13 protein-coding genes and 3 pseudogenes are annotated in these 12936 nt (G+C 47.2%); 11 read left to right on the forward strand and 5 right to left on the reverse strand.

Going from position 1 to position 12936, the window contains the following annotated elements; translation table 11 throughout:
• Window positions 1-174, reverse strand: a pseudogene (locus C1P89_RS08690) (metallophosphoesterase); the annotation flags it as partial.
• Window positions 175-824: 650 nt separating this feature from the next.
• Here C1P89_RS08690 and C1P89_RS08700 point away from each other — a divergent pair.
• Together C1P89_RS08700 and ipaH3 are read left to right on the forward strand one after the other, a co-directional pair.
• Window positions 825-1981, forward strand: a protein-coding gene (locus C1P89_RS08700; protein WP_085948186.1) for an IS3-like element IS600 family transposase whose coding sequence is annotated in 2 segments (ribosomal slippage) — window positions 825-1074 and window positions 1074-1981 — 1158 coding nt in all. Because the reading frame shifts where the segments join, the coding sequence is not laid out codon by codon here.
• A gap of 201 nt (window positions 1982-2182) precedes the next feature.
• A complete protein-coding gene (gene ipaH3 / locus C1P89_RS08705) occupies window positions 2183-3898 on the forward strand; it encodes a T3SS effector E3 ubiquitin-protein ligase IpaH3/Hc (protein WP_077137862.1) in 1716 nt (571 codons plus the stop codon).
• 115 nt (window positions 3899-4013) lie between these two features.
• Here the strand turns inward: ipaH3 and C1P89_RS08715 are convergent.
• Window positions 4014-5170, reverse strand: a protein-coding gene (locus C1P89_RS08715) for an IS3-like element IS600 family transposase (protein ID WP_094096605.1) whose coding sequence is annotated in 2 segments (ribosomal slippage) — window positions 4014-4921 and window positions 4921-5170 — 1158 coding nt in all. Because the reading frame shifts where the segments join, the coding sequence is not laid out codon by codon here.
• A gap of 247 nt (window positions 5171-5417) precedes the next feature.
• On the opposite strand from C1P89_RS08715, the gene C1P89_RS08725 reads away from it, so the two are divergent.
• The 9 genes and pseudogenes from C1P89_RS08725 (at window position 5418) to C1P89_RS08770 (ending at window position 10827) form a co-directional block, all read left to right on the forward strand.
• Window positions 5418-5738, forward strand: a complete 321-nt coding sequence (locus tag C1P89_RS08725) for an exodeoxyribonuclease VIII (RefSeq protein ID WP_241556168.1) — start codon at window positions 5418-5420, stop codon at window positions 5736-5738.
• Window positions 5716-5832 (forward strand): annotated as a pseudogene (locus C1P89_RS08730) (host-nuclease inhibitor Gam family protein); the annotation flags it as partial. The gene C1P89_RS08725 and the pseudogene C1P89_RS08730, both read left to right, overlap by 23 nt.
• Before the next feature lie 62 nt (window positions 5833-5894).
• Window positions 5895-7051, forward strand: a protein-coding gene (locus tag C1P89_RS08735; RefSeq protein ID WP_087879964.1) for an IS3-like element IS600 family transposase whose coding sequence is annotated in 2 segments (ribosomal slippage) — window positions 5895-6144 and window positions 6144-7051 — 1158 coding nt in all. Because the reading frame shifts where the segments join, the coding sequence is not laid out codon by codon here.
• A gap of 45 nt (window positions 7052-7096) precedes the next feature.
• Window positions 7097-7279: pseudogene (locus C1P89_RS08745) on the forward strand (host-nuclease inhibitor Gam family protein); the annotation flags it as partial.
• Window positions 7280-7284: 5 nt separating this feature from the next.
• Window positions 7285-8382, forward strand: a complete 1098-nt coding sequence (locus tag C1P89_RS08750; RefSeq protein ID WP_001173292.1) for an AAA family ATPase — start codon at window positions 7285-7287, stop codon at window positions 8380-8382.
• A 50-nt stretch (window positions 8383-8432) separates the two neighbouring features.
• Window positions 8433-8621 carry a DUF1187 family protein gene (locus C1P89_RS08755; RefSeq protein ID WP_000276803.1) on the forward strand — a complete coding sequence of 63 codons (189 nt, stop codon included), beginning with the start codon at window positions 8433-8435 and terminating at the stop codon, window positions 8619-8621.
• A gap of 106 nt (window positions 8622-8727) precedes the next feature.
• On the forward strand, window positions 8728-8988 hold the full coding sequence (locus tag C1P89_RS08760; protein WP_077447296.1) for an excisionase: 261 nt from the start codon (window positions 8728-8730) through the stop codon (window positions 8986-8988).
• 28 nt (window positions 8989-9016) lie between these two features.
• A protein-coding gene (locus tag C1P89_RS08765) for an IS1-like element IS1A family transposase (RefSeq protein ID WP_229318984.1) occupies window positions 9017-9714 on the forward strand; the annotation gives its coding sequence in 2 pieces (ribosomal slippage) (window positions 9017-9266 and window positions 9266-9714; 699 coding nt in all).
• A 36-nt stretch (window positions 9715-9750) separates the two neighbouring features.
• The gene (locus C1P89_RS08770; RefSeq protein WP_001189101.1) at window positions 9751-10827 is read left to right on the forward strand and encodes a tyrosine-type recombinase/integrase; all 1077 of its coding nucleotides are present in this window, start codon (window positions 9751-9753) and stop codon (window positions 10825-10827) included.
• A gap of 392 nt (window positions 10828-11219) precedes the next feature.
• On the opposite strand, the gene C1P89_RS08775 is transcribed toward C1P89_RS08770, so the two are convergent.
• From C1P89_RS08775 to yobA, 3 genes are read right to left on the reverse strand one after another with little or no spacing between them, the layout of a single operon-like run.
• Window positions 11220-11561 (reverse strand): YebY family protein, encoded by a 342-nt coding sequence (locus C1P89_RS08775; RefSeq protein ID WP_000976476.1) that lies wholly within the window; start codon window positions 11559-11561, stop codon window positions 11220-11222.
• A 12-nt stretch (window positions 11562-11573) separates the two neighbouring features.
• Complete coding sequence (gene copD / locus C1P89_RS08780; protein ID WP_000879296.1) at window positions 11574-12446, reverse strand: copper homeostasis membrane protein CopD; 873 nt, start codon at window positions 12444-12446, stop codon at window positions 11574-11576.
• A 3-nt stretch (window positions 12447-12449) separates the two neighbouring features.
• Window positions 12450-12824 carry a CopC domain-containing protein YobA gene (yobA, locus tag C1P89_RS08785; RefSeq protein WP_000168735.1) on the reverse strand — a complete coding sequence of 125 codons (375 nt, stop codon included), beginning with the start codon at window positions 12822-12824 and terminating at the stop codon, window positions 12450-12452.
• Window positions 12825-12936 lie beyond the last annotated feature (112 nt).

Here is a 12936-nt window from a genome sequence, read left to right on the forward strand (position 1 = left end):
CCCACGATCGATAACGTCTCCCACTGAGATAAGTAAATCTCGCCACGGATCAAAACGACAATGCCATAATTTGCGGCGCAACTGCTCAAGACAACCGTGTATATCGCCAGAAAGCCAGATATGTCGCCATTGATGACCCGCAATTCTCTGATAAACGGGCGCAGGCTGTTTCATCAATATTTTCCTCCCGCGCTAAAGATCACATAATTTTAACAAGAATGTTAAAAAACGTTGGACTCAGACAGTAGAGTGTGTGTTATGGTTGACTATAAAGTCAGCGAAGGAAATGCTTCTGGCTTTTAACAGATAAAAAGAGACCGAACACGATTCCTGTTTTCGTCAACAAACAATAAAACCCTTTAAAATTAATGCGTTAAATAAATTTACGTTCATCTTTTAATCCCTGACACGTACCATTGCATATTAATACATTCAACCAGTTACCATTTTTTTCGAGTTTTTTAGAGAAATTTTCGGGAATATTTCAGGTCAATCCATGCAGACGCAAGCAATTCCTGTATTGAATAATTCCGTAGCAATTATGTAAAATCATCTCCGGCTGATTTTCATTCAAACTCGCGCTATCGAACATCCATCAGCCAGCCGTGGCACGTTCTTGCATACGACGTGCTACGGTTTCCTTTACGATTTGGGGTTGCGACTTTACCTCTATTGATAATGCATTCCGGCAGAACGTTCAAATATGAAGTACGATGTTTAACTAACCGAAAAACAAGAACAATACGGTGCAAGCAAGCTATGAGGTAGCCTGAGTTTAACGGACACTCCTTCCTGAAATAGAATGGCATCAGAAGGAGCTAATAATGAGCAGAAAAACCCAACGTTACTCTAAAGAGTTCAAAGCCGAAGCTGTCAGAACGGTTCTTGAAAATCAACTTTCGATCAGTGAAGGCGCTTCCCGATTATCTCTTCCTGAAGGCACTTTAGGACAATGGGTTACCGCCGCCAGAAAAGGGCTCGGTACTCCTGGTTCCCGCACGGTGGCTGAACTGGAATCTGAAATTCTGCAACTGCGTAAGGCGTTAAATGAAGCTCGCCTTGAGCGAGATATATTAAAAAAAGCAACAGCGTATTTTGCACAGGAGTCGCTGAAAAATACGCGTTAATCGAACAATGGCGACAACAATTTCCCATTGAAGCGATGTGTCAGGTATTTGGTGTATCCAGGAGCGGTTATTACAACTGGGTACAGCATGAACCCTCAGACAGAAAACAAAGTGATGAGCGGCTAAAACTGGAGATTAAGGTGGCACATATCCGCACTCGCGAAACATATGGAACCCGGCGGCTCCAGACGGAGCTGGCAGAGAATGGCATCATCGTTGGTCGTGACCGACTGGCACGTCTTCGTAAGGAGCTAAGGCTACGCTGTAAGCAGAAACGCAAGTTCAGAGCGACTACGAACTCGAACCACAATCTGCCAGTTGCGCCAAATCTGCTGAACCAGACGTTCGCTCCTACAGCACCAAATCAGGTCTGGGTGGCGGACCTGACGTATGTTGCCACACAGGAGGGATGGTTGTACCTCGCTGGCATCAAAGATGTTTATACGTGCGAAATTGTCGGCTACGCCATGGGAGAGCGCATGACAAAAGAGCTGACAGGTAAAGCCCTGTTTATGGCGCTCAGGAGCCAGCGCCCACCTGCCGGGCTAATCCACCACTCTGATCGAGGTTCACAGTACTGCGCATACGATTACCGGGTCATACAGGAGCAGTTTGGTCTGAAAACATCAATGTCGCGTAAAGGTAACTGTTACGACAACGCTCCGATGGAAAGCTTCTGGGGAACGCTGAAAAATGAGAGCCTGAGCCACTATCGTTTTAATAACCGGGATGAAGCCATCTCAGTAATACGGGAATACATTGAGATTTTCTACAATCGTCAGCGTCGTCACTCTCGTCTGGGGAATATCTCCCCGGCAGCCTTCAGGGAAAAATATCATCAGATGGCTGCTTAAAAAAAGAACAAATGGTAGTGTCCGCTATTGCCAGTACACCTCACTATTCACAGTTAACTGAAACAGTATCGTTTTTTTACAGCCAATTTTGTTTGTCCTTTTATAATAAAAAAGTGCTGAAGTTCATTTCATGGAATGAACTTCATAAAAACTCCTACTTATTTCTTTTAACAAAGCCATTTGTCCATCGGCTTTAACTGAATGTCCATCATGTTACCGATAAATAATAACTTTTCATTGTCCCAAAATTCTTTTTATAACACTATTTCCGGTACATATGCTGATTACTTTTCAGCATGGGATAAATGGGAAAAACAAGCGCTCCCCGGTGAAAATCGGAATGAAGCGGTCTCCCTACTTAAAGAATGTCTCATCAATCAGTTCAGTGAGCTTCAACTGAATCGTTTAAATCTGTCCTCGCTACCTGACAACTTACCACCTCAAATCACTGTTCTGGAAATTACTCAGAATGCCCTAATATCATTACCAGAATTGCCAGCATCGCTGGAATACCTTGACGCCTGTGACAATCACCTGTCAACACTTCCTGAATTACCCGCATCTCTGAAACATCTTGATGTAGATAACAACCAACTAACCATGCTTCCTGAATTGCCTGCATTGCTGGAATATATTAATGCAGATAACAATCAGCTAACCATGCTTCCTGAATTACCTACATCGCTGGAAGTGCTCTCAGTAAGAAATAACCAGCTGACATTTCTCCCTGAGTTACCTGAATCACTGGAAGCGCTCGATGTAAGTACTAATCTTCTGGAAAGCCTACCAGCCGTACCTGTAAGAAATCATCACTCAGAGGAAACCGAGATATTTTTCCGGTGCCGCGAGAATCGCATCACATACATTCCGGAAAATATACTTAGCCTTGATCCGACCTGCACTATCATCCTCGAAGACAATCCTCTGTCCTCACGGATCAGGGAGTCTCTGTCGCAACAAACCGCCCAACCGGACTACCACGGCCCACGGATTTACTTCTCCATGAGTGACGGACAACAGAATACACTCCATCGCCCCCTGGCTGATGCCGTGACAGCATGGTTCCCGGAAAACAAACAATCTGATGTATCACAGATATGGCATGCTTTTGAACATGAAGAGCACGCCAACACCTTTTCCGCGTTCCTTGACCGCCTTTCCGATACCGTCTCTGCACGCAATACCTCCGGATTCCGTGAACAGGTCGCTGCATGGCTGGAAAAACTCAGTGCCTCTGCGGAGCTTCGACAGCAGTCTTTCGCTGTTGCTGCTGATGCCACTGAGAGCTGTGAGGACCGTGTCGCGCTCACATGGAACAATCTCCGGAAAACCCTCCTGGTCCATCAGGCATCTGAAGGCCTTTTCGATAATGATACCGGCGCTCTGCTCTCCCTGGGCAGGGAAATGTTCCGCCTCGAAATTCTGGAGGACATTGCCCGGGATAAAGTCAGAACTCTCCATTTTGTGGATGAGATAGAAGTCTACCTGGCCTTCCAGACCATGCTCGCAGAGAAACTTCAGCTCTCCACTGCCGTGAAGGAAATGCGTTTCTATGGCGTGTCGGGAGTGACAGCAAATGACCTCCGCACTGCCGAAGCCATGGTCAGAAGCCGTGAAGAGAATGAATTTACGGACTGGTTCTCCCTCTGGGGACCATGGCATGCTGTACTGAAGCGTACGGAAGCTGACCGCTGGGCGCTGGCAGAAGAGCAGAAATATGAGATGCTGGAGAATGAGTACCCTCAGAGGGTGGCTGACCGGCTGAAAGCATCAGGTCTGAGCGGTGATGCGGATGCGGAGAGGGAAGCCGGTGCACAGGTGATGCGTGAGACTGAACAGCAGATTTACCGTCAGCTGACTGACGAGGTACTGGCCCTGCGATTGCCTGAAAACGGCTCACAACTGCACCATTCATAATCACATCGCATAAACCACAGACCGGACTGACTCCGGAAAAACAGAGGCCCGCCCCCGGGCCTCCCCGGATTCTGAGGTGTACTGGCAATAGCGGACACTACCATTTGTTCTTTTTTTAAGCAGCCATCTGATGATATTTTTCCCTGAAGGCTGCCGGGGAGATATTCCCCAGACGAGAGTGACGACGCTGACGATTGTAGAAAATCTCAATGTATTCCCGTATTACTGAGATGGCTTCATCCCGGTTATTAAAACGATAGTGGCTCAGGCTCTCATTTTTCAGCGTTCCCCAGAAGCTTTCCATCGGAGCGTTGTCGTAACAGTTACCTTTACGCGACATTGATGTTTTCAGACCAGACTGCTCCTGTATGACCCGGTAATCGTATGCGCAGTACTGTGAACCTCGATCAGAGTGGTGGATTAGCCCGGCAGGTGGGCGCTGGCTCCTGAGCGCCATAAACAGGGCTTTACCTGTCAGCTCTTTTGTCATGCGCTCTCCCATGGCGTAGCCGACAATTTCGCACGTATAAACATCTTTGATGCCAGCGAGGTACAACCATCCCTCCTGTGTGGCAACATACGTCAGGTCCGCCACCCAGACCTGATTTGGTGCTGTAGGAGTGAACGTCTGGTTCAGCAGATTTGGCGCAACTGGCAGATTGTGGTTCGAGTTCGTAGTCGCTCTGAACTTGCGTTTCTGCTTACAGCGTAGCCTTAGCTCCTTACGAAGACGTGCCAGTCGGTCACGACCAACGATGATGCCATTCTCTGCCAGCTCCGTCTGGAGCCGCCGGGTTCCATATGTTTCGCGAGTGCGGATATGTGCCACCTTAATCTCCAGTTTTAGCCGCTCATCACTTTGTTTTCTGTCTGAGGGTTCATGCTGTACCCAGTTGTAATAACCGCTCCTGGATACACCAAATACCTGACACATCGCTTCAATGGGAAATTGTTGTCGCCATTGTTCGATTAACGCGTATTTTTCAGCGACTCCTGTGCAAAATACGCTGTTGCTTTTTTTAATATATCTCGCTCAAGGCGAGCTTCATTTAACGCCTTACGCAGTTGCAGAATTTCAGATTCCAGTTCAGCCACCGTGCGGGAACCAGGAGTACCGAGCCCTTTTCTGGCGGCGGTAACCCATTGTCCTAAAGTGCCTTCAGGAAGAGATAATCGGGAAGCGCCTTCACTGATCGAAAGTTGATTTTCAAGAACCGTTCTGACAGCTTCGGCTTTGAACTCTTTAGAGTAACGTTGGGTTTTTCTGCTCATTATTAGCTCCTTCTGATGCCATTCTATTTCAGGAAGGAGTGTCCGTTAAACTCAGGCTACCTCAGGGATTAGCGACCCGAATGAACCGAAATGGATTCCCGGTCATCATATCTCCTCAAATGAAGTCAAAAAAACGGAAAATGAAGTGCGACAGACTGAAGATAAACAGCACCAGAACAGCGAACCGGAGGAGGGAACACCCTGCAATCAGACTGGCGAGGATAACTGCCCTGACTGTGGCGCGGTGATGGGAGACGCAACTTATCAGGAAACTTTTGACGAAAAAAAACCAGATGAAGCACAGGAAGAAGAGCCGAAGAAAACGGAAAAAGCTGATGATTTGTTACCGGAGAACGCTGGCAGCGATCAGCATAATGATAGCAATAATGAAACTGGCGAAGATGAACTCAACTGGAAAAGACAGGTGTTGATTGCGGCGGTTTACGGTTTATGTGCGAATCCTGCGTGCATAGCCTATGCGCCTGCAATCCCTGACATCGCAATGATGATTGCCAACAAGCTTGAAAATTTTGGAGTGACCAGTGATGAGCGCTTACCCGATTTTTGATCGTATTGAAGAAATGGCATGGGCTCGTCACTACCAGCAGATCGTTCGTGAAGAAAAAGAAACGGAACTGGCGGACGACCTGGAAAAAGGTCTGAGGTAGCCTGAGTTTAACGGACACTCCTTCCTGAAATAGAATGGCATCAGAAGGAGCTAATAATGAGCAGAAAAACCCAACGTTACTCTAAAGAGTTCAAAGCCGAAGCTGTCAGAACGGTTCTTGAAAATCAACTTTCGATCAGTGAAGGCGCTTCCCGATTATCTCTTCCTGAAGGCACTTTAGGACAATGGGTTACCGCCGCCAGAAAAGGGCTCGGTACTCCTGGTTCCCGCACGGTGGCTGAACTGGAATCTGAAATTCTGCAACTGCGTAAGGCGTTAAATGAAGCTCGCCTTGAGCGAGATATATTAAAAAAAGCAACAGCGTATTTTGCACAGGAGTCGCTGAAAAATACGCGTTAATCGAACAATGGCGACAACAATTTCCCATTGAAGCGATGTGTCAGGTATTTGGTGTATCCAGGAGCGGTTATTACAACTGGGTACAGCATGAACCCTCAGACAGAAAACAAAGTGATGAGCGGCTAAAACTGGAGATTAAGGTGGCACATATCCGCACTCGCGAAACATATGGAACCCGGCGGCTCCAGACGGAGCTGGCAGAGAATGGCATCATCGTTGGTCGTGACCGACTGGCACGTCTTCGTAAGGAGCTAAGGCTACGCTGTAAGCAGAAACGCAAGTTCAGAGCGACTACGAACTCGAACCACAATCTGCCAGTTGCGCCAAATCTGCTGAACCAGACGTTCGCTCCTACAGCACCAAATCAGGTCTGGGTGGCGGACCTGACGTATGTTGCCACACAGGAGGGATGGTTGTACCTCGCTGGCATCAAAGATGTTTATACGTGCGAAATTGTCGGCTACGCCATGGGAGAGCGCATGACAAAAGAGCTGACAGGTAAAGCCCTGTTTATGGCGCTCAGGAGCCAGCGCCCACCTGCCGGGCTAATCCACCACTCTGATCGAGGTTCACAGTACTGCGCATACGATTACCGGGTCATACAGGAGCAGTCTGGTCTGAAAACATCAATGTCGCGTAAAGGTAACTGTTACGACAACGCTCCGATGGAAAGCTTCTGGGGAACGCTGAAAAATGAGAGCCTGAGCCACTATCGTTTTAATAACCGGGATGAAGCCATCTCAGTAATACGGGAATACATTGAGATTTTCTACAATCGTCAGCGTCGTCACTCTCGTCTGGGGAATATCTCCCCGGCAGCCTTCAGGGAAAAATATCATCAGATGGCTGCTTAAAAAAAGAACAAATGGTAGTGTCCGCTATTGCCAGTACACCTCAGTCTGCCTCAGCACCTGTTTGAATCGCTCTGCATCGACCATTTGCAACGCCACGGTGCCAATAAACAGGCAATCAGCCACGCATTTGATGATGATGTTGAGTTTCAGGAGCGCATGGCAGAACACATCCGGTACATGGCTGAAACCATTGCCCACCACCAGGTTGATATTGATTTGGAGGACTAAAATCTATGGCGCTTTTTCAACGAGCAATAAACACACAGGCCTATCTAAAAGCAGGAATTATGGGGTTTGCTGGCGACGGCAAAACCTACACAGCAAGCGAACTGGCTATTGGTCTGGTAATGCTTATGCGGCAACGGGGAATTGAAGCTGGTAACCGCCCGGTAATGTTTCTGGACACAGAAACAGGCTCTGACTGGGTTAAACCCCGCTTTGATGCGGAAAATATCGAATTATTTACGGCAAAAACCCGCTCGTTTGTTGATCTGCTTGAAGCCATTAATGAAGCGGAAAGCAGCGGTTCCGTAATGATCATCGACTCCATCAGTCACTTCTGGACCGGATTATGCGACGAGTATGCCAGACGCCGAAACCGTAAACGAGGACTGGAATTTTCAGACTGGGCGTGGCTCAAACAGGAGTGGCGACGCTTTACCGATCGATTTGTTAACAGTCAGGCGCACATTATTATGTGCGGGCGTGCAGGATATGAGTATGACTTTTTCGAAGGTGATGATGGCAAACGCCAGTTGGCAAAAACCGGTATAAAAATGAAAGCAGAAACAGAAACCGGTTATGAACCCTCCATCCTGATCCAGATGGAGAAGCAAATGAACATAGAAACCGGTCAGGTGTGGCGCACCGCCAGAATACTAAAAGATCGCTCCACCCGTATTGATGGACAGGTATTTTCAAACCCAACATTTAAAAACTTTCTTCCTCATATCGAGTTTCTTAACCTGGGAGGTGAACACCTCGGCATCGATACCTCACGGGATAACAGTGAATTATTTGCCAACGACGGTACACCGACATGGCTAAAAGAAAAGCGTGCAAAAGAAATCGCACTTGATGAAATTATCGAGTTGCTCAACAAACACCATGGGGGCACCAGTAACGACGCCAAACGCGCAAAAGCTGATTTGCTGGAAAAAACATTCACCTCCCGCTCATGGGAAAGAATCAAAGGTATGGACTGGCCGACAATCAAAGCTGGTCGTAATGCACTATGGATTGAACTGGAAGGCGTTGAATATGCATTCCCGGATCCACAAACACAAAACGAAACGCAACAAGCAGGATACGATGAGAATATTCCGGTGTAAAACCAAGTGCATTTTGGACACGGTTTTTGAAAATATTAATGGAGGTGTTCATGTATAAAATTACAGCCACTATTGAAAAGGAAGGTGGTTCTCCTGCCAGCTGGACAAGATACTCAAAGAAAAAACTAACGAAATCAGAATGCGAAAAAATGCTCTCAGGGGAAAAAGAAGCAGGCGCTTCCAGAGAGCAGAAAGTAAAACTGATAAATTTTAATTGCGAGAAACTTCAGTCCTCGTGAATTTCATTATATCCAGATTAGAACTTCATAGCTGATTATTAAAAATCAACCACACCCGCCAGTATTCTGTATATTTACTGGCGGTCATATCGTGAGAGGTATGGCAATGAATCTTGTGACACTCAAAACGTGGGGAAAACTCAGATATCCGGATAACCCACCATCAATATCAACGCTGAGACGATGGGCAAGGAATGGAAACATTTATCCTGCACCTGAACTACACGGGAGGAGTTACAGGGTGGTTCCGGAGGCTTTCTATATCAACCCAAATAAGGTTGATACCGATATAACACACCATCAGCCTAATGGGCGACAAGGGAGAGACAGTCCGTTAATGGGTGATGCTGCCAACTTACTGATTTAGTGTATGATGGTGTTTTTGAGGTGCTCCAGTGGCTTCTGTTTCTATCAGCTGTCCCTCCTGTTCAGCTACTGACGGGGGGGTGCGTAACGGCAAAAGCACTGCCGGACATCAGCGCTATCTCTGCTCTCACTGCCGTAAAACATGGCAACTGCAGTTCACTTACACCGCTTCTCAACCCGGTACGCACCAGAAAATCATTGATATGGCCATGAATGGCGTTGGATGCCGGGCAACTGCACGCATTATGGGCGTTGGCCTCAACACGATTTTACGTCACTTAAAAAACTCAGGCCGCAGTCGGTAACCTCGCGCATACAGCCGGGCAGTGACGTCATCGTCTGCGCGGAAATGGACGAACAGTGGGGCTATGTCGGGGCTAAATCGCGCCAGCGCTGGCTGTTTTACGCGTATGACAGTCTCCGGAAGACGGTTGTTGCGCACGTATTCGGTGAACGCACTATGGCGACGCTGGGGCGTCTTATGAGCCTGCTGTCACCCTTTGACGTGGTGATATGGATGACGGATGGCTGGCCGCTGTATGAATCCCGCCTGAAGGGAAAGCTGCACGTAATCAGCAAGCGATATACGCAGCGAATTGAGCGGCATAACCTGAATCTGAGGCAGCACCTGGCACGGCTGGGACGGAAGTCGCTGTCGTTCTCAAAATCGGTGGAGCTGCATGACAAAGTCATCGGGCATTATCTGAACATAAAACACTATCAATAAGTTGGAGTCATTACCCGTTAATGGAGAAGTTAAAACATGCAGCGGAAAAAATACGATCCCAATTTGCCTAGAAACTTAACATATCGAAGGAGAGACAAAGCATATTACTGGCGCAACCCTCTGACGAAAGAAGAATTTACACTAGGTAAAATTTCAAGAAGAGATGCAGTAACGCAGGCAATTGAAGCAAATCATTATATATACAAAAACTACTCTCCCGCTGCCTTAATTGAAAAACTTAAAGGGTTCGACTCATTTACTATGGCAGACTGGATTGAACGTTACAAAACGATTCTTATAAGGAGAAAAGTGTCCAGAAATACTTATAAAATTCGGGCAAATCAACTGGAGACAATAAAAGAAAAATTGGGAGAGATTTTACTGACAGAAATAACCACTCGCCATATTGCCGAGTTTCTTGATTTGTGGATTGAAGGAGGGAAAAACACAATGGCAGGATCAATGCGTTCTGTGTTGTCTGATATGTTTCGCGAGGCCATTGTTGAAGGACGTATATCTCAAAATCCAGTCACGCCAACAAGAGCACCGAAAATAGTAGTTACAAGAGAACGACTGAAACTAAAGATATACAACTGCATCAGGGAGGCAGCAGATCAACTTCCGGCATGGTTCCCATTAGCTATGGATTTAGCCCTTGTAACAGGACAACGTCGCGAAGACATAACGAATATGCGGTTCAGTGATATTTATGATGATCGTCTCCACGTCAGGCAAATTAAGACAGGAATGATGATTGCTATCCCCCTGTCACTCAGCCTTCCTGTCGCTGGTCTACGGCTTGGTACAGTAGTTGAACGATGCCGCCTGGTAAGCCGGGGAGATTATCTAATCAGTGCCGGGATTAGAAAAAACAGCCCTGACGGCAGCATTCACCCGGATGGCCTGACAAAAAAATTTGTCGCAGCCAGAAAATTCACAGGTATCCAGTTCAGTGAAAACCCACCAACTTTTCACGAGATCAGAAGCCTGGCTGGACGATTGTACAAAGAAACATGTGGAGAAGAATTTGCTCAGCGTCTACTTGGCCACACATCGGAGAAGACAACAAAAATGTATCTTGATGAGAGAGAAAAAACGTACTTACTGCTCTGATTTTAACGTAAATGGATTGTTAAATGTATTTTGGTTGTGATATAACCAAAAAGACCGGAATACAGAAATTCGAGTAAATTTCGGGGAATTTCGGGGGAGACATTTGCAACTAATTGATTTCAAATGCAATTAAAAAAAGACCGAATACGATTCCTGTATTCGGTCCAGGGAAATGGCTCTTGGGAGAGAGCCGTGCGCTAAAAGTTGGCATTAATGCAGGCTTAGTTGCCTTGCCCTTTAAGAATAGATGACGACGCCAGGTTTTCCAGTTTGCGTGCAAAATGGTCAATAAAAAGCGCGGTGGTCATCAGCTTAAATGTTAAAAACCGCCCGTTCTGGTGAAAGAACTGAGGCGGTTTTTTTATTGGAAATCAAAAGGCTATTTTAGGTAATTAACAGAGTTTTTCAGCTCGTTCTATAAACGGTGCCAGACTCATTTTTTCGCCGGGATTGTTAGGATCATCAATCTGAATCACCGAAATGGGTTGGGCATTGGTCTTCCCACTGGCAACTTCCTTTTGTGCGATATCGTTTAAAGGATACTGCACGAGGGTACTCGGATTAATAACATACAAAGCATTACCCGGTCGGCAAGTCAGCATCACCTCTTCGCGATTAAACGCCCATTTGTCTTTACCCACTTCAAAACGACTGACGGTAATCACCTGCGGTGCAGCCAGCGCCGCTGCAGAACTGGTGAGTAACAGAAACGCCAGAATACTTTTTTTCATCATTTTCGTAATCCATCAAAAAGGTTCGAGAGTCGCAAGCAGGCTGATGATCACCAGCACTACCGCACCTATCGCCCATTCGAGTTTAGTCATCCACACAAACCAGGGTGCCGCACGATCTTCCTCCTGCCTCATGCGCGGTACAAGAACATAACGATTAGCCAGCGCAATGACCACCATAATCATCACCAGGATGGCTTTGAGCAATAAGAGTTGGCCCCAGTAAGTCGTAAGCGTGGGGGGAAATCCGGTAATCAACAATGCATTAAGCACGCCGCTTGCCAGTACGCCGATCACCGCAAAATGCCCGCACCATGAAAAACACATCAGCGCCTGAATAGCCTGGTGTCGCCAACGGCCTTTGATGAGTTGCATACACCAGAGCACCGGCAGTAATCCCCCAAACCACGCCGCCGCACAAATCAGGTGAATCGCGTGATTAGTCTGATGGATTTTCGCCGTTACCCCTTCATTCAGTGTCGCATGCCCCATTCCCGCCAGCAGAATAAATTGCGCGGTAGTGAGCATAAACAGCAAACGTGGCATATTCCGCGGTTGCATAAGGGCGACGATCAACGTTACGAGGGCGAGAACAATTTGCCATAACCAGACGCCACCAAACTGCGTTTGCAAAACAGCCTGCCAAATGTTTGGCGAAAATACATCTGTCCATCCCGTTCCCATCAACCCGCCCTGAACGGCGAGCATTGCAGTGGCACTGATCAAACTCCAGACGGCAGCGTGCTGTTGTAAACGCAGAAAACGCTTCGCCAGCAAGCGACGAATCGTCAAGGGGGCCAGCCAGGCACCGTACATTGCGAAGCCAAAAACCAGCATCAGCGAGGTGAAATGGATAAATCGCAGCGCGATCCAGGTAAACGCCAGCATGATTTATTTCACGCTAAAGGTGTAGTGTCCTTTCGTTTTATGCCCGTCCACCGAAACAACATGCCAGTCAACGGTGTAGGTTCCGGGTTTCAGCGAATCGGCCAGTGGAACAATCAGTTGCTTTTGGTCCTGCTCATTTCGCTTCGCCGGTAATGTTTTAATATTTTCGTTTTTTGGCCCCGTGATTTTTGCACCACTGAATCCTGTTTCCACACCTTCCGAGAAGTTTAAAGTGATTGCCTGCGGTGCAGCTGTCACTTGCGCGTTTGCCGCAGGATACTGATGCGTTAAATGCGCATGTGCCCAGACGAAAGGTGTCACCAACGAAGTGGTCAGGATTGCCAGCGCGTAGCGAAGGGAGCGTGCAGTTGAAGCCATATTATCTATTCCTTTTTGTAATAACTTTTTTACAGAGCATAACCTTGTCTAATGTCTGAGTCGAGGATCATCAATTCCGGCTTGCCATCCTGGCTCACTCTTAGTAACTTTT

The organism is Shigella sonnei (assembly GCF_002950395.1).
GTDB lineage: Bacteria > Pseudomonadota > Gammaproteobacteria > Enterobacterales > Enterobacteriaceae > ECMA0423.

Excerpts from the sequence above, each read along its gene's own strand:
- C1P89_RS08770 (WP_001189101.1), top strand. The coding sequence starts at position 9,751 with ATGCAGCGGAAAAAATACGATCCCAATTTGCCTAGAAACTTAACATAT.
- ipaH3 (WP_077137862.1), top strand. The coding sequence starts at position 2,183 with ATGTCCATCATGTTACCGATAAATAATAACTTTTCATTGTCCCAAAAT.
- C1P89_RS08760 (WP_077447296.1), top strand. The coding sequence starts at position 8,728 with ATGAATCTTGTGACACTCAAAACGTGGGGAAAACTCAGATATCCGGAT.
- C1P89_RS08750 (WP_001173292.1), top strand. The coding sequence starts at position 7,285 with ATGGCGCTTTTTCAACGAGCAATAAACACACAGGCCTATCTAAAAGCA.
- C1P89_RS08755 (WP_000276803.1), top strand. The coding sequence starts at position 8,433 with ATGTATAAAATTACAGCCACTATTGAAAAGGAAGGTGGTTCTCCTGCC.
- copD (WP_000879296.1), bottom strand. The coding sequence starts at position 12,446 with ATGCTGGCGTTTACCTGGATCGCGCTGCGATTTATCCATTTCACCTCG.
- C1P89_RS08725 (WP_241556168.1), top strand. The coding sequence starts at position 5,418 with ATGGGAGACGCAACTTATCAGGAAACTTTTGACGAAAAAAAACCAGAT.
- yobA (WP_000168735.1), bottom strand. The coding sequence starts at position 12,824 with ATGGCTTCAACTGCACGCTCCCTTCGCTACGCGCTGGCAATCCTGACC.
- C1P89_RS08775 (WP_000976476.1), bottom strand. The coding sequence starts at position 11,561 with ATGATGAAAAAAAGTATTCTGGCGTTTCTGTTACTCACCAGTTCTGCA.